Source organism: Thermalbibacter longus, from assembly GCF_023806485.1.
In the GTDB taxonomy this organism is placed as follows: domain Bacteria; phylum Chloroflexota; class Chloroflexia; order Thermomicrobiales; family Thermomicrobiaceae; genus Thermalbibacter; species Thermalbibacter longus.
In genome coordinates this window covers 337,376-358,252 of the sequence record NZ_JAMSLR010000002.1, presented here as the reverse complement: position 1 = coordinate 358,252, position 20,877 = coordinate 337,376, and the positions used below count along the sequence as shown (strand labels likewise).

At 69.2% G+C, this 20,877-nt stretch carries 17 protein-coding genes and 1 riboswitch; of the genes, 4 read left to right on the top strand and 13 right to left on the bottom strand.

All coding sequences use genetic code 11. The annotated features are described in order from the left end of the window. Positions 1-3: 3 nt before the first annotated feature. Both NET02_RS04720 and NET02_RS04715 read left to right on the top strand, forming a co-directional pair. Positions 4-1,209, top strand: a complete 1,206-nt coding sequence (locus NET02_RS04720) for a M20 family metallopeptidase (protein ID WP_284056221.1) — start codon at positions 4-6, stop codon at positions 1,207-1,209. A 54-nt stretch (positions 1,210-1,263) separates the two neighbouring features. Continuing rightward, on the top strand, positions 1,264-2,181 hold the full coding sequence (locus NET02_RS04715; RefSeq protein WP_284056220.1) for a diacylglycerol/lipid kinase family protein: 918 nt from the start codon (positions 1,264-1,266) through the stop codon (positions 2,179-2,181). Between the two features lie 20 nt (positions 2,182-2,201). Here NET02_RS04715 and NET02_RS04710 read toward each other — a convergent pair whose 3' ends face one another. Then, entirely contained in the window at positions 2,202-3,086 is an 885-nt protein-coding gene (locus tag NET02_RS04710; RefSeq protein WP_284056219.1) for an acetamidase/formamidase family protein, read from the bottom strand. Positions 3,087-3,190: 104 nt separating this feature from the next. On the opposite strand from NET02_RS04710, the gene selB reads away from it, so the two are divergent. Beyond that, a complete protein-coding gene (gene selB, locus NET02_RS04705) occupies positions 3,191-5,092 on the top strand; it encodes a selenocysteine-specific translation elongation factor (RefSeq protein ID WP_284056218.1) in 1,902 nt (633 codons plus the stop codon). Beyond that, complete coding sequence (locus NET02_RS04700; RefSeq protein ID WP_284056217.1) at positions 5,085-5,861, top strand: PIG-L deacetylase family protein; 777 nt, start codon at positions 5,085-5,087, stop codon at positions 5,859-5,861. Before selB ends, NET02_RS04700 begins: the two co-directional genes overlap by 8 nt. A gap of 82 nt (positions 5,862-5,943) precedes the next feature. On the opposite strand, the gene NET02_RS04695 is transcribed toward NET02_RS04700, so the two are convergent. The 12 genes from NET02_RS04695 to NET02_RS04640 all read right to left on the bottom strand — a co-directional run bounded on the left by NET02_RS04695 (position 5,944) and on the right by NET02_RS04640 (position 20,854). Then, on the bottom strand, positions 5,944-7,233 hold the full coding sequence (locus NET02_RS04695) for an MFS transporter (RefSeq protein WP_284056216.1): 1,290 nt from the start codon (positions 7,231-7,233) through the stop codon (positions 5,944-5,946). Between the two features lie 15 nt (positions 7,234-7,248). Then, positions 7,249-8,919: a D-alanyl-D-alanine carboxypeptidase family protein gene (locus NET02_RS04690; RefSeq protein ID WP_284056215.1), complete on the bottom strand. Its 1,671-nt coding sequence runs from the start codon at positions 8,917-8,919 to the stop codon at positions 7,249-7,251. A gap of 241 nt (positions 8,920-9,160) precedes the next feature. Continuing rightward, the gene (locus NET02_RS04685; RefSeq protein WP_284056214.1) at positions 9,161-9,760 is read right to left on the bottom strand and encodes a hypothetical protein; all 600 of its coding nucleotides are present in this window, start codon (positions 9,758-9,760) and stop codon (positions 9,161-9,163) included. 160 nt (positions 9,761-9,920) lie between these two features. Next, positions 9,921-10,655 carry a hypothetical protein gene (locus NET02_RS04680; RefSeq protein ID WP_284056213.1) on the bottom strand — a complete coding sequence of 245 codons (735 nt, stop codon included), beginning with the start codon at positions 10,653-10,655 and terminating at the stop codon, positions 9,921-9,923. 373 nt (positions 10,656-11,028) lie between these two features. Then, positions 11,029-11,541: a helix-turn-helix transcriptional regulator gene (locus tag NET02_RS04675; RefSeq protein WP_284056212.1), complete on the bottom strand. Its 513-nt coding sequence runs from the start codon at positions 11,539-11,541 to the stop codon at positions 11,029-11,031. A gap of 656 nt (positions 11,542-12,197) precedes the next feature. Then, complete coding sequence (ribH, locus tag NET02_RS04670) at positions 12,198-12,752, bottom strand: 6,7-dimethyl-8-ribityllumazine synthase (protein ID WP_284056211.1); 555 nt, start codon at positions 12,750-12,752, stop codon at positions 12,198-12,200. A gap of 18 nt (positions 12,753-12,770) precedes the next feature. Beyond that, the gene (locus NET02_RS04665; RefSeq protein ID WP_284056210.1) at positions 12,771-14,033 is read right to left on the bottom strand and encodes a bifunctional 3,4-dihydroxy-2-butanone-4-phosphate synthase/GTP cyclohydrolase II; all 1,263 of its coding nucleotides are present in this window, start codon (positions 14,031-14,033) and stop codon (positions 12,771-12,773) included. A gap of 40 nt (positions 14,034-14,073) precedes the next feature. Then, complete coding sequence (locus NET02_RS04660) at positions 14,074-14,712, bottom strand: riboflavin synthase (RefSeq protein WP_284056209.1); 639 nt, start codon at positions 14,710-14,712, stop codon at positions 14,074-14,076. Further along, positions 14,712-15,869 carry a bifunctional diaminohydroxyphosphoribosylaminopyrimidine deaminase/5-amino-6-(5-phosphoribosylamino)uracil reductase RibD gene (gene ribD / locus NET02_RS04655; protein WP_284056208.1) on the bottom strand — a complete coding sequence of 386 codons (1,158 nt, stop codon included), beginning with the start codon at positions 15,867-15,869 and terminating at the stop codon, positions 14,712-14,714. Before ribD ends, NET02_RS04660 begins: the two co-directional genes overlap by 1 nt. Before the next feature lie 91 nt (positions 15,870-15,960). Then, positions 15,961-16,093, bottom strand: a riboswitch (FMN riboswitch). 126 nt (positions 16,094-16,219) lie between these two features. Continuing rightward, positions 16,220-17,413: a metal-dependent hydrolase family protein gene (locus tag NET02_RS04650; RefSeq protein WP_284056207.1), complete on the bottom strand. Its 1,194-nt coding sequence runs from the start codon at positions 17,411-17,413 to the stop codon at positions 16,220-16,222. Positions 17,414-17,524: 111 nt separating this feature from the next. Then, a complete protein-coding gene (locus tag NET02_RS04645; protein WP_284056206.1) occupies positions 17,525-18,715 on the bottom strand; it encodes a M24 family metallopeptidase in 1,191 nt (396 codons plus the stop codon). Positions 18,716-19,210: 495 nt separating this feature from the next. Further along, positions 19,211-20,854, bottom strand: a complete 1,644-nt coding sequence (locus NET02_RS04640; protein ID WP_284056205.1) for a ScyD/ScyE family protein — start codon at positions 20,852-20,854, stop codon at positions 19,211-19,213. Positions 20,855-20,877: the final 23 nt, after the last annotated feature.

Below are 20,877 nucleotides of genomic sequence, written 5' to 3'. Positions count from 1 at the left end.
GGTATGGCCACGCGCGAGGAGCTCGAGCAGCGCATCATCGAGGCGATCGATCTTCATCGGGATCTCATCCTCGAGGTCGCGGAGACGATCCGGCAGAACCCGGAGATCGCCTTCCAGGAATACCAGGCATCGGCACTGCTCGCCGCCAGCATCCAAAAATTCGGCTACGAGGTGGAGAAGCCGATCGGCGGGCTCGAGACCGCCTTCCGCGCCTCCCGCCACGGCCGGGCCGACGGGCCGATCGTCGCGGTGCTGGCCGAGTACGACGCACTGCCAGGCATCGGCCACGGCTGCGGGCACAACCTGATCGCCGCCTCCGGGCTGGCCGCCGCTATCGGGCTGAGCGCGGTGATGGACGAGATCGCGGGCATCTTCGAGGTCATCGGCTGCCCCGCCGAGGAGGCCGGCGGCGGCAAGATCGTCCTCCAGCAGGCCGGGGTCTTCGACGACGTCGACGCCGCGCTGATGGTGCACCACGCCGGCCACCAGACCGGGGTCGGCACGCGCTATCCGGAGGGGACCTGCCTGGCCGTGACCGAGCTGACGTTCGAGTACTTCGGCAAGCCGGCACACGCGGCGGCCGACCCGCAGAACGGGATCAACGCGCTCAACGCTGTGATCGCGCTCTTCACCGGCATCGACGCGCTGCGCCAGCATGTGCCGATGGAGACGCGCATCCACGGCATCATCACGCACGGCGGTGACGCGCCGAACATCGTGCCGCACTACGCGGCGGCCAGGTTCTATGTCCGGGCTGCTACCCTCGAAGACCTCGGGCGCGTGCTCGAGAAGGTGCGCCGGGTGGCCGAGGGGGCCGCGCTCATGACCGGTGCCGAGGTCGAGATCGAGCAGGGCGTGACCTGCTACGATGTGCGCCCGAGCTATGTGATCGGCCGGCGCTACCTGGAGCGCATGCGCCAGGTCGGCATGGAGATACGCTGGGAACACACCGGCCGCGGCATGTACTCGACCGACCTGGGCAACATCAGCCACCGCATCCCGGTGGCGACCGGAAGCTTCGCCATCAGCCCAGAGCCGATCCCCGGGCACTCGCAGCAGGTCGTCGAAGCCGCAGGCTCGCCGTTCGGCCAGGAGCAACTGCTGAAGGTCGCCAAGGCTATGGCTCTGACCGCGTTCGATTTGCTGACCGATCCGGAGCTGCTCGCCCAGGCCAAGGCGGAGCACGCCCACTGGCCACCATCCGGCTGAGACAGGGCCGAAGCCAGCAACGCCGCACTCTTCTCTTCTCCTCCAGGAGCTGACGTGACCGACCTGCCAGCGTCCCGCCACGCGATTGTGATCCTCAACCCCGAGGCCGGGCGCCGCGGGCCTGTCTCGACGAACGTCGCCGCGACCGAGGAGATCGCGCGCGCCCTCGATCTCGCCGGCCTGCGCTACGAGCTCATGGTGCCGGACGAGCCCGATGCGATCCCGCTGCTGGCGCAAGCGGCGGTCGAGCGCGGCGTCGAGCTGGTGGTCGCGGCCGGCGGCGATGGCACGGCCCGGATGGTCGCCGGCGCAGTAATCGGGAGCCGGGCGACGCTCGGGATCCTGCCGCTCGGCAGCGTGATGAACATCGCGCGGATGCTGGAAATCCCGCGGGAGCTCGACCAAGCGGCGGCGCTGCTGGCGACCGCGCCACCGGTGCCGATCGATGTCGGCGAGGTCGACGGGCAGCGCTTCTTCGAGGGCGTCTCGATCGGCCTGAGCAGCGAGGTCTTCCGCTTCGTCGACCAGCTCCAGCAAGGCCAGTTCAGCTCCCCAATGGCGTTCCTGCGCACTGTCCGGCGCTACCGGCCACGGAGAGTGAGGCTGCTGATCGACAATCGGCCGTTCACCGCCCGCGCGCTGGCTGTGGTGATCGCCAACGGGCCCTACGTCGGGGCGGGGCTGACGGTCGCACCGGATGCGCGGCTCGACGACGGGCTGCTCGACGTCGTGCTCTTCCGTCGCTTTTCACGTTGGGGCTTGTTGCGGCACTTCGTCGGCATCGCGTTCGGACGCCGCCGCTACCACCCGAGGATCATGACGCTAGCGGGCAAGCATATCCGCGTCGAGACACGCTCGCCGCTCCCGGTGCGCGCCGACGGCAACGACCTCGGCACCACGCCGGTCGAGGTGCGGATCATCCCGCGCGCCCTCAGGGCCATCACTGGCCTGCAGAGGCCGCATCTCTCCTGAAGGCAGCGTCCCCTCCCACCTCACCAGCGGGAGATCTCCGGATCCGGCACGACCGCTACGACCATCGGCGAGGCTGGCCCGCCCAGCCGCAACTCTACGCGAGCGCAGGTGTAGGCGTAGGCTTCGAACGGCTCCAGCCCATACTCGCCGGTCAAGAGCTCGTAGGCCTGGTCGAGGGCACGGCGCTGCGCCATCTGGAGCGTCTCACCCATGCCCAGGCAAGCCGTCGCGCCCGCCAGCCGCAGGCGCGGGTACCGCAGCGGCCGGCCCTTCTCTAGGTCAATCCGGACAGTCGCCCGACCGGCCGCCTCGATGGCCACCAGCGCCGGTTCGGCTCCCCCCATCGCAGCGTGGAGATCGCCGAGCGAGAGCAGCGCACCCGGCACCTGCACCGGCAGGGAGATCGCCGCGCCGGGCGAGAGCTCGCGCAGGTCGAGGTTGCCGCCCCAGGGATAGGCCGGGCTGAACGTCGAGCTCTCGCCGGCTGCCGGCGCCAGGCCGATGCAGCCGATCATCGGCGCCAGCGGCACCTTCAGTCGCTCCGACAAATAGACAAAGCCATCCTCGACCAGCACCGGCCGCACCTGAACAGTCCCCGTCTGCCTGCCGAGCCAGCCGAAGCCCGGGAGCCAGACGCTCCATGCCCGCTCGATCGCGATCTCTAGCACCTCGACCCGGAGCGCGTCCCCTGGCTCCGCACCCCGCACGAGCACAGGCCCAGTGACCGCGTTGAAGCGCTCAAGACCGATCTCCTCGACGCTCTCCCCGAGGGCGAGCCGCCGGTAGGCCTCATCGCTCGTCTCGAACGTCACGATCGCTCCCGGCTCGATCTCCAGGGCAGGCGGCAGGCTGGGATCGAAGGCGAAGGCGCGGTGATCCGCAGAGACCACGTGTGACGAGGTCATCGGACGCTCCTCGCTTAGCTGGCTGACCACGATCCCAATCTCATACTCTCCAGAGGGTAGTACACTCTCATGCGTACAAGGGTACGGGAGGCGCGCACACGGCGATGACGACGCAACCCCAGACCTACGTCATCGGCACGGCTGGCCACGTCGACCACGGCAAATCGACCCTGGTGAAAGCGCTCACCGGTATCGATCCCGACCGGCTCCGCGAGGAGAAGGAGCGGGAGATGACGATCGACCTCGGCTTCGCCTGGCTCTCGCTGCCGAGCGGGCGACGGGTGAGCGTCATCGACGTGCCGGGGCACGAGCGCTTCATCAAGAACATGCTGGCCGGGGTCGGCGGCTTCGACGCGGCATTGCTGGTCATCGCCGCCGACGAGGGGCCGATGCCCCAGACCGCCGAGCACCTAGCGATCATCGACCTGCTGCAGATCCGCCACGGGCTGGTCGCGTTGACCAAAGTCGACCTTGTGGACGAAGAGTGGCGCGAGCTGGTCACGGTCGAAGTGCTGGAACGGCTCCGTGGCACCGTGCTCGACGGCGCCGAGATCGTCGCGGTCTCGGCGGTGACCGGCGAGGGGTTGCCGGAGCTGGTCGCCGCGCTCGACCGGCTGCTCGAGCAGGTGCCACCGCACCTGGAAGCCGGCCACCCGCGCCTGGCCGTGGATCGAGTCTTCACCATGCCCGGTTTCGGCACGATCGTGACCGGCACGCTGCGTGGGGGGCCGCTCGAAGTGGGCCAGGAGGTCGAGCTGCTGCCGACCGGCAAGCGCGGGCGCGTGCGCGGCCTGCAGAGCCACCGGGTCAAGGTCGAGCGCGCGCAGCCGGGTTCCCGCACGGCAGTGAACCTCAGCGGGATCGCCGTCGAGGAGATCGAGCGGGGCCATGTGTTGACCACGCCCGGGTGGCTCCGCCCGACAACACTGCTCGACGCGCGCCTTCGGCTGATCCCCGAAGCGCCCCAGCCGCTGGAGCAGAACGACGAGGTGGACTTCTTCATCGGCGCGGCGGAGACGCTCGCCCGCGTGACGCTGCTCGACGCCGAGCGGCTCGATCCTGGCGGCGAGGGCTGGGTCCAATTCCGCTTCCCGGAGCCGGTGGTCGCGGTCCGCGGCGACCGCTTCATCATCCGCCGGCCTTCCCCCGGATCGACGATCGGCGGCGGAGTGGTCGTCGACGCCCACCCGCGCCGGCACCGTCGCTTCCGCCCTGAGGTCATCCGGGCGCTCGAGATCCTCTCCAGCGGTACTCCGCAGGAGCTCGTCCTGCAGGCGCTGGATCGGCAGCCGCGAGAGCTGCGCGAGGTGATCCAGCAAACCGGCTTGCCCGAGACGGAAGTCCGGGCGACCATCGAGGAACTGGCCGGGCGCGAGGAGATCACCCGGCTGGGCACGGAGAGCGGGCTCACCCAGACCACCCTGCTCATCCGCAGCGATGCGCTCCGGGCCCTCGCCGCCTCGCTCGCGGAGCTCCTGAACGCCTACCACGAGCGCTACCCGCTGCGCCGGGGCATGCCGCGCGAGGAAGTCCGCAGCCGGCTCGGGCTCGCCCCGCGCGCCTTCGACGAGGCCATGGCCGCGCTGGCTCGCCGGGGCGAGATCGTCGAGGAGGCAGACACGATCCGGTCGCCGCATCATCAGATCCGCTTCACGCCCGAGCAGCAGGCCCGCATCGACCGCTATCTCGCCGCGCTGCGCGCGCAACCCTACAGCCCTCCCGCGCCGGCCGAGTTCGAGCTGGAACCGGAACTCGTGGCGGCGCTGGTCGACACTGGCGCCATCGTGCGGGTGGACGAGGGGATCGTCTTCGCCCGCGAGACCTTCGAGGAGATCCAGCGCACGGTGCTAGAGCTGATCGACCGGCAAGGCAGCCTGACGCTGGCGCAGTTCCGCGACCACTTCGGCACCAGCCGCAAGTACGCGCAGGCGGTGCTCGAGTACCTCGACCAGCGGCGGGTGACCCGCCGGGTCGGCGATACCCGGGTGCGCTACGGGCATGGCTGAGCTAGCGCGCCCGGTCTTCCTAGCGCCCCACTACGACGACGTCGCGCTCTCCTGCGGCGGTACCGTGGCGGCGCTAGCCGAGCATGGCCTGCGCCCGGTGATCGTCACCTGCTTCGGCGGCGAGCCGGACGGCCCGCTCAGTCCCTTCGCCGCGTTCCAGCACCGCTGGCGTGGCCTGAGCGACGAGGAGGCCCTGGCGATCCGCCGGGCCGAAGAGCGGGCCGCGGCCGATGTCCTGGGCGCCGAGCCGCTCTGGCTCGGCCTCCCGGACGCGATCTATCGCGATGCCCGCTACCTCTCCGACGAGCAGCTCTTCGGCAGCCTGCACCCCGACGACGCCGAGCTGCTACCCCGCTTGCGGACGGCGCTCCGCGAGGCGCTCGCTGGGGCCGGCATCACGCCGGCCTGGTTCGCGGTGCCGCTCGGTGCCGGCAACCACGTGGATCACCAGCTCGTGCGGGCACTGGGGTACGAGCTGCGCCGCGAGGGCTGGACAGTCTGGGCCTACGAGGATTTCCCGTACAGCGCGCTCGGGGACGGGAGCCGCGAGCTGGCCCGCCTGGTCAGCGAGCACGCGGCGGCGGAACCGTGGCTGCAACCGCTGACCGACGGCCAGCTCCAGCGCCGGATCGCCGCCGTGCAGTGCTACGCCTCGCAGCTCTCGGTGATCTTCCGCCAACTCGGCGACCCGCGCGAGGCGATCCGCCAGGCGGCGGTGGAGGCCGGCGGGGGTCAGCCAGCCGAGCGCCTCTGGCTGCTGCGCGGGTAGGCAAGGGCCCCGAGGCAAGCGCATAGGTCTCGTACAGCGCAGGACTCCGCGGCGCCGGCTGGTTCCCGGGCTCAGGCTCCGACTAGGAGCGTCCCTCGCCCTCCAGCCCGGCGCCGGCGCGCGCCAGGCGAACCCTGGCCGGCTCTGGCAGGAAGCGCCGGAAGGCGAGCCAGTAGATCGCCGCGGCTGCCACCGTGATCGAGCCCCCCAACAGGAACAGCGGCTCGTAGCCGGCGCGGACGATGAGCTGGCCGCCGGCCCAGCCGCCCAGGGCCAGCGTGGCGTTCCAGCTCAAGAACGTCAAGCTGTTCGCCGTGCCCCTGACCTCCGGCGGGATGATCCGCATCGAGAAGTCGGTATGCAGCGGATCCGAGAGGTAGACGAAGAAGGTGCGCAGGGCGAAGGCGGCCGCGGCAGCCGGTAGGAAAGGGAGAAATCCCATCAGCACGAGGAACGGCGCCGAGGCCAGGCGAGCGGCCGCCACGCCACCGACCAGCCCGAGCCGCAGCCCGAGCCAGGGCGCCGCTAGCGAGCCCAGCACCTGCACCACGATCCCGAGCGAGCGGATCAACCCGACCGTGCCGGAGCCCGCGCCGAACTCGCGCATGAAGTACACGTTGACGAACGGCACGACCAGCCCGCCGCCTAGCGCCAGTACCAGGCCGGTCAGGACGAGCCGCCGTACTGCGCCGCTGCGCAGGCAGACCGTGAGCGTGGCCCGGCTGCCGAGCGGCGGCGGCGCATCGGCCGGGTCGCGCAGCCGCAGCAGCGGAACCAGGCAGCCGGCCGAAACGGCCCCGGCGGCCAGGAGCGTCAGCCGGTAGGCGGTGGGCAGCGGCAGGCTAGGCCACAGGGCCTGAAGCAGCTTCGGGAAGCCGCCAGCGTAGAGACTGCCGGCGATGCTGACGGCGACGAGGAGCGCCGCGGCCACGCTGAAGAGGTGCGTTCGCTCTTCCTCCGTGCTATTGGCAGCCAGGAAGGGCGCCTGGGCCACGTAGAGAAGGGTGACGCCGGCTGCCGCGATCAGCCCTCCGGCCAGGAGCAGCCAGTCGATCGTGACCGTGCACTCGATGAGGATGCCTAGCGCGGTGACCAGCGTGCCTAGCAGTAGCCCGCGCCGCGCGCCCAGCCGGTCGCACAGCAGCCCGGCCGGCAACGCCGCGACCGCTCCCCCAACCGTGCCCACGCCGACCAGCAGGCCGAGAAAGTCCTCGGAATACCCGATCTCGACGATGTAGAGCGTGAACAGGGTCGTGAAGGCGCCATAGCTCACGCCGAGCAGCCCGAGCGCCAGCAGGAGCAGCCGCGCGTTGCGGCTGAAGGCTCGAACGCGTCGCAGGTGCTCTCGGAGCTCAGCGAGGGCTGTCTGCATCGGATGCTCCCGACGTCAGGCATCCCGGGAAGCAGCAGACGACGCAGCGCGCGGCCGGGCCAGGGCTCGGCTCTCGATCCACTGCTTGTAGTGCCGGCCGATGTTGCCCATCTCGACCTGCCAGCCCGGCGGGTTGTCCGGCGTAAAGGTCAAGCAGCGGCGCTCGAAGCACTGGAGCAGGACATCACGCTCCTGCCCGCCGACCGGCACCGTGACCCAGTACGCCTCGGTGATCGGCAGGCCGACGAGTGCGAGCGCCGGGTTGAACAGCGACTCTTCCCGCAGCGACCCGTTCACCAGCACTGGTCCGCGGGCTTCCAGGAAGGCGGCGAAGACCGAGGCGACGCCGTGCCCCGTCTCCGGGAACGGTTCCCCAGACGTCACCTCGTAGCGCTCCAGCGACGGGTCAACGCGCACCAGGCCGTCCGGGCCGAGCCGCAGCGCGACTCGCGACCCGGCCGGCAGCGGTGGCGCGGAGAGCAGCGGCCGCAGGTCGGCATAGGTCGGGCCGGCCGAATCGGGGTCTCCCGCGACAGGCAGCTCGGCCGGCCTCAGGGTCGAGAACTCATCTAGGCCTACCTGCCGCTGACCGGTGATCAGCTCCCAGGCCAGCCGGCCGCCGGTCACGTACCAGCGGGCGTCCACGACGGCCAGCGGATCGGTGATCTCCATGCGCCCCTTCTCGAAGTACTGCACCCGACGCCAACCGTCCGGCGTACCGGCGTAGGGCTCGTGCACGACCGGCCCGAGCGGCTCGCCCCAGAGCCAGGTACGCTGGGCAAGGCCGGCCTGCACCGGCCCGTCGACCCGCTCCCGCCACCAGGCGAACACCCGGCCCGCCGCCTCGTCGCTCGCCGGGGGATCCAGGAGCACCCAGCCGTAGTCGAGCAGCCTGGCCGCGTCGTCGTACCAGTGCTCGAACGTCGAGCCGATCAGCACCACGACTAACCGGTGACCGGCGCGCTCGGCCACCTCGATCAGGCAGAGCCCGGCGTCGTCCGTCCAGCCGGTCTTGCCGCCGATGACCCCCGGGTAGCGCTTCGGGAGCTGGTTGCCGTGCTCGTAGGTGAAGCCCTCGGCCTCGTAGCGATCGGCGCCGAACATGGCCACGAAGGTCGGATTAGCCAGCGCCGCCCGCGTCAATACCGCGAGGTCGTAGACGGTCGTGTAGTGACCGAGCTCATCCAGGCCGTGCGGGTTCACGAAGTGGGTATCGGCCAATTCCAGCTCGCGCGCCTTGTCGTTCATCCAGCCGACGAAGCGGGCGCGCGCCGGCGGGTCGTCGCCCTCCGGGCTGCCACCCACCGCCCGGGCGATCGCCATCGCCGCGTCGTTGCCGCTGCGGAGCAGCAGGCCATAGAGCAGCGTGCGCAGCGTCACCTGCTGGCCAGCTTCGAGGTTCGCTGTCGATTCTCCGATCAGGTCGGACTGGACGATCTGAACCCTCTGGTCGAGGTCGCCGCGCTCGAGGGCGACCAGCGCGGTCATGACCTTGGTCAGGCTGGCCATCGCGGTGCGGTCGCGCTGGCGGGCGCCGTCGAGGATCTGGCCGGTGTCGGCATCCATCACGATCCAGTGCGTGGCGGCCACGACCGGGCGGGGGATCGGCGAGGCGGCGAGCGCCTGGCTCGGAAGCAGCGCCAGCAGTGCCACCAGCACCGCCAGCACGCACGCCCACCGACCCACGCCTCAGCTCCTGCTCCCTTGCCTGACCAGCACCGTGATCATGGCAGACGGGGCCGGTCGGAGACAAGCCGGAGGGCGGGTTTCACACGTCGCCGCCCCTGGTCAGTTGCATGCCTGGAAGCGCATCTCTCAGGGCAACCCGAGGCAGGTATGTATCGAAGACCGGACATCGAGCCGCCCGCAGTCTCGCTTCTCTAGCCATGAGAGTTTGCACGAGCCCGGTTAGGCGTCCCGGGGCTACTTACCGCTCTGCCTGCCCGGCCAGCCACCCAGCCGCCACCTCGAGCGCGCGCTGCACATCGTCGTCGACGAACCCATCGATGACGACCACATGTATCAGCGATCCCCGCTGGAGCACAAGCGTTCGGACGACGTTGCCTTCACTCCCCGGCTGGGTACAGAGGAGCGCGCCCGCGGCCTTGGCCTCGCCTGGAGCCGCAGAGCGACAGCCCTCGAAGTGGCCTACCAGCCTCATCACCTGCGCGGCCTCCTTATCGCTGGCGTAGCGCGCGAGCTGATGAATCACCAGAAGGCCCGGCCGGTCAGGAGCTCCTGCCACTCCGATCTCGCGGCTATAGCCGGCCACGAAGCGCGGCGCGCCCGGGTCGCGCCCCAGAAGCAGACTCTGGCCCGGCAGGACGTTCAGCATATGACCAGGATCCTCCGGGTCGGTCAGCCCCTCGTGAGCGACCTGGGCCGTCGGCCAGAGCGACGCCGGAACCGCGAGCGATGCGAGATCGGGCTCTGGGCGACGGCCGGTCACGCCCGCCGCGAGCGCCGCGCCGGCAACCAGGGCCAGGGCCAGCCCAGCCAATGCCGGGCTGATCTTCAGTCTTCTCATTTCGTCTTCCTTCCAACCAACTCAGTCTAGCCACAGCGTGGCTTGATAGTTCCCGGGATCTGATTGCTCTCCGAATGGGTACGGCGGAAATTGTCCGAATAGCCAGCGCTTTGGCAGTAGAAGGACATTGAGATCGGCACCTCACCAGTCCTAAAGCGAGTCATGGCCCGGCGCTCGACGGCCAGGCCGGTGCACTCTCCAGCGGCACCAGATGCTCCCGGACCCATGGAGTAGCTGGCGGTCCGCTCGCCAGCGAAGAGAGCACCTGCGCGACGATCGTTGCGAGCGATTGCCCATTATATCGCTCGAGGTGTCCGACCGAGCTGCTCACCGTGCCGTTTGGATCGATCGTCCACCGTCCCTGGGCCCCGCCGTTCAAGCTGTACGTCGGGCTTGTGCCCGGTGGATTGGACGCGCGCAGGAACAGGAGGACTCGCTCACCGACGGCTAGGCCCTGCTCGAACGTATTCGTCTGCGTACACGTCCCGATGGTGCCGCCCCACTGGTGAACAGTGACGATATCGCCGGGTTGTCCACGCAGGCGCTGTTCAACGCGGACCAGATAAGGGGTATAGATGAGACGGCGAGATGGGTCGAGGGGATTGTGCGCGTGGCCCCAGACCGACGGTTGGCGCTCGATCACCGTCCCGATGATGACCTGGTGCGAGGTCCAGGCGAGCTCTTCGAGGCTATCGATCCGGACGATGCTGGCCGCGAGCGCACCGCTGCAGTCGCTGGGGATAGTGGTCGGTGCCGGCGGCGGGCTCGGAGCAGAGGCGGTGGCCGGGGAGACATCTCCCGCCTGTTCCTGGAGCGTTGCCCCCTCTGTCCCACAGCCGGCGATAGCGAGCGCGGCGGCGAGGGCAAGGATAGAGACGATCCGGCGTGTGGCCATGGACATCTCCTATCCCGTCGAACGAGGTCAAGAGAACGTCAATGGCAGGCGAAGCCACTCCGGCACCCGTAGATCACCCAGGCTGTGTCCCGATCATGTTGGTGAAGCGAGCGTTTCTTGACCACGACGAAGCCCTGAGCCCGTGAGCGTCATTCCTATACAAGTGGTTGAGCATCTCCTACCATGCGAGTTGCACCGCAATGGCAACCCCATAGCAGGAATCTGCAGTGATCGTCTGCCCTAAGACCGAAAACGTCGCCTTATTGCAAACCTAACACAGTGATGAGGAAGAGGTCACGACGGAAGTCCGCAACTGGGCCTAGGGATTTCCGCAACTCGCGGTACGGATTGCCGTAGTGCGGCTGCGAGCGGACTACCGCAGCAGCCCGCGCCGCATGGCCCGCACCGCCAGCGTGAACCCACTCGTCGCCCCTAGCTCCCGCTTCAGACGCGCCACTACCCCTTCCACTGTCCGCACGTGCACGCCCAGCAGCCGGGCGATCTCTCGCTGCGTCAACCCTTCGCCCAGGTGCCGCAGCACCGCTCGCTCCCGCTCGCTGAGCTCGCGTACCGGCTCCGGCTGGAGCCGCTGCCGCTGTGCCATCACGTACGCAGCGGCCACTGGATCCGAGATGACGACCACCCCACCCACGAGGGCAGCGTGCAGGACGATTTCCAGCCGCCGGCCGCGCAGGTCGCGCCAGAGCAGGTAGCCGGAGATGCCCACGTCGTCGAGCGCCAGCAGCTCGGCCGGGTCGTAGTCGTCGGCGAGCAGCACGAAGGTGGTCTGCGGCAGCGCGGGCCGCAGGCAGCGCAGCAGCGGGATGATCGACGTGCCCTCGACCTCCCGGGCGGCGAGAATGGCATCTGGGCAGATCTCCCGCATGTGCTCGGCCGCGGTACGCTGGCAGCCGAGCCGGCCACGCAGATGCCGGGCAGCGCTGCGAGCGTGCGGCGCACAGCCAACCAGCCGGGCTCCTCCCCTTCGATGATGAAGACACGCCGGTCGTCCACTGCGAGCCGGTTCCACCCTGGAGATAGAAACGTTTGATCGGTAGTATACTCGGCAGCAGGCGAGCCAGCCATGCGAGCGTCTCGCCGCTCGGTCACCCTTGAGATCCGGAGGTATGGGCGGCAACGCCTCAGCCTCTCCAGAGGTAGGGGCGAATGATTATTCGCCCCTACTGGTTTGCAAGGGCAGCCGGTCGGCCGCCTCCCAGAAGCACGATGGGTCGCGCGCCGGGAATCGTCTGCAATTCAGCGCACCAGGAGAGAGCGGGTGACGACTGGAGCAGCAGGAATGAGGGCTGTACGCACAGGCACAGGGGTAGGGACAGGGGCATCAGGGCAACCCTGGCGGTCACCCCGAGCAGCCCGGCAAGGCAGGAGCGACTGCCCAGCCCTGAGGCGATGTGATTCGGAACATCATGAGGAGCGGGCCAACGGCTCACCCCGGTGCTCTGATCGAGCTCGCGCACCCGGAGACGACGCGCTTATATTCGCCCGTCGTTTCTGATCCGACCCTCGATCCGGGCGTGCGCCCTAGGCGTTCCGCGCAGCGCGGCTGCCGCGACGGCGGTCCGACGTAGCTGCCTCCGCGAGCTGGTCGATCTCGGCGAAGAGGTTGGCCATCTCGATCGCGGCCATCGCCGCCTCGAACCCCTTGTTCCCCATCTTGGTCCCGGCCCGCTCCACCGCCTGCTCGATGGTGTCGGTGGTCAACACGCCGAAGATCACCGGCACGCCGGTCTCCAGCCCCACGTTGGCGATCCCCTTCGAGACCTCGGCCGCCACATAATCGAAGTGCGGCGTCGCCCCGCGGATCACCGCGCCCAAGCAGATCACCGCGTCGTACCGGCCCGTCTTCGCCAGCCGCTTGGCTGTGATCGGGATCTCGAAGGAGCCCGGCACCCAGACCACGTCGATGGCTTCGGCGTCGACCTCGTGGCGCAACAGGGCATCCAGCGCGCCGTCCAGCAGCTTGTTCGTGATGAACTCGTTGAATCGGCTGGCGACGATGCCGAAGCGTCGCCCACGCCCGGTTAGCAATCCCTCGATCGTCTGCAACCCGCGGCCGTTCTGCCCGATCGTCTCCATATCGCCCTTCCTCCAACGCTAGTCGTGTGTGCCCGGCATCGCGCGAGACAGCTCCGCAGCCGGGTGTGCCCCGTTGAGCTGCAAGAGATGTCCCAGCTTGTCGCGCTTCGTCTCCAGGTAGCGTCGGTTGTGCTCGTTCGCTGGGATCTCCAGCGGGACCCGCTCGACGATCTCGAAGCCGCAGTCGCTCAACGCCTCCACCTTGCGCGGGTTGTTCGTCAGCAGGCGTAGCCGCTGGATCCCTAGGTCGCGCAGGATCAGCGCCGCCTCGCGGTAGTTGCGCAGATCCGCTGGGAAGCCGAGCTCGAGGTTGGCCTCGACCGTGTCCAGCCCCTGATCTTGGAGGTGGTAGGCGCGCAGCTTGTTCAGGAGCCCGATCCCACGGCCCTCCTGTCGCAGGTAGATCAGCACGCCCCGGCCGGCCTCGCCGAGCAGCCGTAGCGCCGCCTCGAGCTGCTCGCCGCAGTCGCAACGCTGCGAGCCGAAGACGTCGCCGGTCAGGCACTCGGAGTGGACGCGCACCAGCACCGGCTCCTCACCGGAGACCTCGCCACGGATCAGGGCTAGATCGATCTCTTCGCCACCGAAGCGGCGGTACGCCACGATCCGGAAGTCACCGTACTCGGTCGGCAGCAGCGTCTCGGCGACGCGCAGCGACGGTCGCTCGCGAGCGAGACGGTAGGCGATGAGATCGGCGACGTGGATCAGCGTGATCCCGTGGCGCTCGGCAAAGCGCTCAAGCTCTGGCAGGCGGGCCATGGTGCCGTCCTCGGCCATGATCTCGCAGACGACGGCGACCGGGTGCAAACCAGCTAGCCGGGCCAGGTCGACCGACGCCTCGGTCTGGCCGTCGCGCTCCAGGACGCCGCCGGGGCGGGCACGCAGCGGGAAGACGTGCCCTGGCGTCACGAAGTCAGCGGGCGTGGACGCGGGTTCCGCCAGCTTCTGGATGGTGACGGCACGGTCGAAGGCCGAGATGCCCGTCGTCACCCCCTCGCGAGCCTCGACCGAGACAGTGAAGGCCGTCCCGAAGCGACTCCCGTTCGCCTGCGGTGGTACCATGAGCGGCAGCCCTAGCCGGTCGGCCCACTCCGGCGCCATCGGCACGCAGATGAGCCCACGGGCCTCGCGCGCCATGAAGTTGATCGCCTGCGGCGTGGCATGCTGCGCCGCGATGCTCAGGTCCCCCTCGTTCTCCCGATCCCGGTCGTCCACGATAATCACGAACTTCCCCTCCCGGAAGTCCGCGATCGCCCGCTCGACTCTCTCCCAGCGCGTCATCGTCAGCTCCCTGTACCGAACATTTCGGTCACCCGGATTCTCATGCATAGCCAGCCTGGCGCAGCAGCTCCATCGTCAGGCCGGTCCGCGGGGCCTGGCCGAGCAGCCGCTCGACGTACTTGGCAATGACGTCGACCTCCAGGTTCACCAGCGCTCCCACCCCCTTGCGCGGCAAGGTGATGTGCTGCTGCGTGTGATAGACGAGCGAGACGCTGAAGCTGTCGTCGTGGAGCGCCGCCACCGTCAGGCTGGCCCCGTCCACCGCGATGAAGCCGCGCTCGACCACGTAGCGCATCACCTCGGGCGGAGCGGCGATCCGGGCGACCAGCGCTTCGCCTTCGCCCCGCAGCGCGACGATTCGCCCGACGCCGTCGACGTGCCCCTGCACGTAGTGCCCCCCGAGCCGGCCACCGGCCGGCACCGAGCGCTCCAGGTTCACCAAGTCGCCCGGCCGCAGCCGGCCAAGGGTGCTCAGCCGCAGGGTGACCGGCTGGAGGCCAGCCACGAACGCGCCCTCGCTGAGCCGGGTGACCGTCAGGCAGACGCCGTCCACGCTGATGCTGTCGCCGACTCTCGTCCCCTCCAGAACCGCGCGACAGGCGATCGTCAGCTCGGCCCCGCCACCGCGCGCCTGCAGCGCGCGCACCGTCCCGATCTCTTCGACGATCCCGCTGAACATCACGCCACCTCCGAGACCGGTGGTACGGTCAGCCGCCCGGCGACCATCACGTCCGGCCCCAGCCGGCACAGCTCGACGCCCTGGAGTCGCCAGGCCTGATCCATGGTCGCCACGCCGCGGCCACCGACCGGGCCGGGAGCTTGACAGCCACCGACGAGCACCGGAGCGATGAAGGCGACGACCTGATCGACCAGACCGAGGTCGAAGAGGCGGCCCAGCAGCCGGCCACCGCCCTCGACCAGGACACGGTTGACCCCTCGCTCGCCGAGCGCGCGCAGCAGCGCGACCAGGTCGACGCCGCCCTCGCTGCCAGGCAAGATCAGGACCTCGGCGCCGGCCGCCTCCAGCGCGGCCAGCCGTTCGGCCGGCGCGCTGGCCGTGCAGGCGATCAGGGTACGTCCCGGCGTGTCCGGGTGGAGCATGGCTGCCGTCGCCGGCGTGCGCGCGCGACTGTCCACCACCACGCGCAGCGGGTGGTGCGGGCCGCCCTCGCCGGCCTCTTCCGGCGGCAAGCGCACCGTCAGCAGTGGATCATCGGCCAGCACCGTGCCCACCCCGACCAAGACCGCGTCGTGCTGGTCGCGCAGGCGGTGCGCTTCGCGACGAGCAAGCTCGCCGGTGATCCAGCGCGAGTGCCCACTGCGGGTCGCGATGCGCCCATCGAGCGTCATCGCGTACTTGGCCGTGACTTCCGGCAGGCCGGTGCTGAGCCGCTTGAGGTAGCCAGCGTTGACCAGAGCGGCTGCGTCGGCCTCCAGGCCTACCTCGACTTCGATGCCGGCGTCGCGAAGCCGGGCTAGGCCCCGCCCACAGACTTCCGGATACGGGTCGAGCAGGGCGACGACGACCCGCCGAACCCCGGCGGCAACGAGGGCCTCGACGCACGGCGGCGTGCGGCCATAGTGAGCGCAGGGTTCGAGCGTGACGTAGAGCGTCGCGCCGCGAGCGCGTTCCCCGGCCTGCTGGAGTGCGACGATCTCCGCGTGGGATCCCCCTGGCGGCCTAGTCGCACCCTCCCCGACGACCTCGCCCTCGCGCACCAGCACGGCACCTACCGCCGGGTTCGGCGCGACCCGTCCCTGCGCGCGCCAGGCCAGCGCGAGCGCCCGGCGCATCCACCGGCGATCCTCGTCCGACCAGGCGCGCGACGCTACCATGCTGCACTCCGCCCATGACAAATGACCCGAAGGCAAAGCCCTCGGGTCACATCGATCGAGGTTAGGCTGTGCCCAGCCAATGGCCAGGTGCAACCACCTTCTCCCATCCGGACTATACCGTCGGCCCCGGAGTTTCACCGGATCCTGCGGCCGCAGCCGCTCGCGGGCTATACCGCCGGTCGGGAATTGGCGCCGTCGCGCCTCACCCTGCCCCGAAGGTTTTGCACTGTCCAGTGTACCGAACCGAGCAGTCCACCGTCAATGCCCAAGACTCCTGGCATTCCCACTGTGCGGGGCCCGGCAGGCAGACATAGGTACAGCGATCCAGCAAAGACGGTGCTATATCTCGATCAGGAGCTTGCGGAGACCAGCGCGCCGGAGCGAAGCACGCAGCGCACCCGTCGGAGCTGGCCCAGCTCTTCCAGCGGGTTGCCGTCGACGACGAGGAGGTCGGCTCGCTTGCCTGGCTCCAGGGTGCCCAATGTCGCGCCCAGCCCGAGCACGTCGGCCGCGACGCGGGTCGCGGAGGCGAGCGCCTGATCTGGGGCCATACCGTACTCGCACATCAGCTCGAGCTCCGCGACCAGCGACGGGTGGGGCGTATCCGGTGAACCGGCATCGGTACCGGCGACGATCGGGATGCCCACGTCGAGCGCCATCCGAAAGCTCGACCGGTGCGCGTAGGCAGCCTGCCGCGCCTTGTGGACAGCGTATGCCGGGATCGTGCCAGAGCGGTTCTCGGCGATCGTCCGGTAGACCAGGAGCGTCGGACATAGCGCTGTCCCGCGCGCCGCCATCTCGGCCACGAGCTCCTCGGTGAGATAGATGCCGTGCTCGATCGTATCGACGCCCGCGCGTACCGCGTTGCCGATCCCATCAGCCCCGATCGCGTGTGCCGCGACCCGAAGGCCGAAGCGGTGCGCCTCCCGGGCCGCGACCGCCAGCTCCTCCTCCGTCAGCTCGGACTGCCCGACTTCTTCCCCCTCCGGTCTGCCGTAGACTCCACCCGTCGCTGCGACTTTGATCACGCGAGCGCCCAGGCTGATCTGACGACGCACCGCGTGGAGCACCGCCTGAGGGCCGTCGGACGCGATTCCCCAGAACGGGTCGTGCCCGCCGGTCATGATGATCGTCTGGCCGCAGGCGACGACGCGAGGGCCGCAGACATAGCCCCGCTCGATCGCCCGGGCAACGGAGAGCGGGATGTCCCAGTTGCCTCCCAGATCCCGCACCGTGGTGATCCCAGCCTCCAGCTCAGCGCGCGCGTTCTCCACGGCGCGGATCACGGTGAGCTGCTCGCCCTCCGACGCGACCACGTTCGCCGGGTCGGAGCCACCGCTCCAGACGAGGTGGACGTGCATGTCGATGAGGCCGGGCATCAGGAAGGCTCCAGACAGGTCGATGACCTGGTGATCGCGGGGCGAGAAGCGGTCGGCAGGCCCGACGTCGACGATGCGATCCCGTTCGACGACCACTACGAGGCCGGATCGCGGTTCCGGGTGGACGCCGTCCCAGACCACGGCTCCGTGCAGAACCAAGGCCATACTGCCAGACTCCCCTCGACCAAGCTCCACGCGGCGAAGGTCTCGCCGCTCAGACGCGCAGCGGAAGGTCTCAGCGACGCAACCCTGGGAACTAGCGCGCGGCGTTCCGGTTTAGATCGGCACGATCTGGTCTTCCAATCGCTTGGAGCGGCGAGTGATGACCTCTGGCCGATCCTTGCCGACGATGACGGTATCGTCGTGGCGGAACCCGCCGACGCCGTAGATGTAGATGCCCGGCTCGCACGAGAACACCTCGTTTTCACGGAAGGGACGATAATTGAACGGCATGTCCTCGGGGAACTCGTGCCCCTTGATCCCCATCCCGTGACCGGTGCGGTGCCGGATGTACTCGCCGAAACCAGCTTCTTCGATCACTCGCTGCGCCGCCGCGTCCGCGTTCGCGACCGTGTTCCCGGCGACCATCTGGGCCGCGGCCGCCTCGCATGCTGCCGTCGCCGTCTCGAAGGCTCGTCGACGGAGGTCATCCTTCGGCGCACCGAGAAACAGCGTGCGCTCGTTCTCCACCACCAGCCCAGCCAGCCGTCCGATGATAATGTTGACCACCACGTCTCCAGCGGAGAACCGAGCACCGCAGTCAGCGCCGGTGCCATGCGGGGCCGCGGACGCCGGGCCGCTCAGCGAGAAGACGCGCACCTCCCAGCGCGCCTCCGGGTAGCGCCGCGCTCCCTCCTCCGCCAGCAGCGCCGCGATCTTGAGGTCGAACGCGGCGACGAGCTCGCCGGGCTTGACCAGCTCCATATACCGATCCTGTCCCCAGTCGGTCAGCTCGGCGCAGCGGCGCATGATCTCCAGCTCTTCGGGATACTTGTCTTCGCGCATGCGAACCAGTCGTGCCGTGACATCGACGAACTGCGCCTCGGGCATGACGGCCTCGAGGGCAGCCGGGCCGGTGCCTTCGACGCCGAACCTGCCGCCTCGGATCCCCCGGCTCCTGAGCTTCTCAGCCAGGAGATGCGCCCACCGGTCGCGCGTGTATGTCCGCGGGAACGAGCGCGGGTGCTCCAGGTAGATCGCATAGTCACGGACGAACAGCGAACCTCGCTCCTCGGCCATCATCAAGTGATGGGTCGACAACTCGTTCATCACCATGAATGGCTCGGCAGCTCGTGGGATCACCAGAGCCACCGGCCTCTCCCACGGCTCGACATCGAGGTGAAAGCCCGAAAGCATATAGAAGTTGTTCGGCTCCGAGACGATGACCGCCTCGAGGCCGTTCTCCTCCATGAACTCGCGGAGTTGGCGGTGACGGTCCGCAAACACGTGTTGGGGAACGAAGACCATCGGAGAGTCACTCCTTTCCAGCTATCACGGCCCAGCGCGTCGCACCCGGGACCAGCTTGAGCACGGCCTGCGACTACGCCTCGAACACGGTTCGGAGCGCGTCGAGCGAGAGCGACGGCAGCATGCTGTCCGCAGCCGACTCGCCTCGCCGCTCCGCCGTCGCGACGGCATCGAGAGGACGCGCGACCCGACCCTCTCGTCGCCTCTCGTGTCGCATTCTCGCACACCCCGGAGCGAGCTGAAGCCCGCGTACCCCGGCTCGACGAGCGGCCGTCCGTACCGAGCACGCCGCATAGAGAGCGTGGTTTGGCGTTTCCGCGATCCGCCCGAGTGAGACTCGCCCGTGGCGATCAAGAAGAGGCGCAGAGCGCCGCGACCCGCTACGGTCACGGCACCCCGCACTTCATCGGAGGGAGCTCCCTCGCGGCGGGTAGATCCTACCCCGGCACGGCGTGTCGGCAGCCACCGGTTACCGGCACGCCAGCGAGCCACCGGTTACGGCTCGATGCGCACCACTTGCCCCTCAGCGGCCGAAGTCCCGTTGGCCGACACGTAGATGCGGCCGTCCGGACCGATAGCGAGGCCGCTCGGGAACACCAGCCCCTGGTTCACCAGCGTCGTGCGCTCCCCGTTGGGCGCAATCCGGATCAGGGCGCCGAAGATGTCGCCCTGCTCGGCCGCCAGCAGGCCGTTGGCCGCAATCTCCAGCACGTAGAGACTCCCATCAGGGCCGAACGCCAGGTCGATGATGTTGGTGAAGCCGGTCGTCCACACCTCTGGCTCCTCGCCGGGCACCACGCGCCAGATGCGCGCCATGCCTGGCGGGAACGGGAAGCCGGTCAGCTCGCCGACGTAGTAGGCCCCGTCTGGCCCCTTGACGACCGTGGTCGGCACGCTCTGTGCCGGGATCTTGGTGCCCGGCGGCACATCCAGAAACGGCGGCGCGTCGACCTCCTGAGGCGGGAAGACAGCGAGCGTCGAGATGCTACCGTCCGCGGTCACCGCTAGCAGCGCGTTGGCCCCGGCATCGACGACGATATAGCGATCCGGTTCGACGAGGACAGCGTACGGATTGCTGTCCGGCCCGGCACCGTCGGGATCGTTCGCGGCCTCGTACGCCGCGAGGTCAGCGATGGCAGTCCACCCACCTTCCTCGTCGATGGAGACGAGCAAGCCGAAGTTCGCGCCGGCTTCCCCGAGCTGGTTCCGCACGGCTGGGTTGGCTCCGAGACCGATCACAGCGACCAAGCTTCCGTCACTACGCACGGCGATATCGTGTGGCCCCAGCGCCGAGCCGCCATCCGCCTGCGCGAGCGAGGGGAGACCGGTGGCGACCCGCTCCTGGAGGCCGTCCGCGATCCGGGTGAGGGCGCCGGACGGGCCGTAGCAGACCTCGTTCCCCTCCGGGCCCGCGACGCAGGGGCCCTCGCCGCCACGGCCCGCCTCGGCCACGTAGAGCGCCCCATCGGGGCCGAAGGTGAGGCCGCGTGGGTTATCGAGTTCCTCGGCCACAGCCTCGAATGCCGGCACCGTCAGGCGCTCGACGCCGAGCCGGCCTAGCAGGACATCATATCGCTCCGGCCACGCGCCCGGGTGCCATTCGAAGCGAGCGCGCTCGAAGTACTGGACGACGAGATCGCCCTCGACGAACTCCTCGCTGATCGGGTAGCCGAAGATCGCCAGCCCGCCGAACCGCTCCCAGTACGCCCGGAAACCGGCCGAGAGGTTGTGCCCGGTCTCGGCGAAATACACGGCGCCAGGCCGAGGCTCAGCCTCCTGAAACGCGGCTTCGTCTTGCCGCTCGGCCGTGAGCTCGGCTCCGAGTCTTCCCAGGAGCACGTCCCACCGCTCTGGCCAGGCACCCGGGTGCCACTCGAAGCGAGCCCGCTCGAAGTACTGCATGGTGACCCCGTTCTCCGAAAACTCTTCGGTGATCGGGTAGCCGAAGAGAGCGAGGCCACCGTAGCGCTCCCAGTACGCGCGGAACCCAGCGCACAGGTTGTGCCCGGTCTCGGCGAAGTACGTGCAGCCGGCGATCGGCTCGGACGGCTCGGTGGTCTGCGCTGACGCGGTTGCGCTACCGCCGAGCGCTCCCGCGAGCAGCGCGAGCGCGAGGATCGAGGCCAGACGTTTGCTCATGGCGCGACAGTCCCTTCACGGCA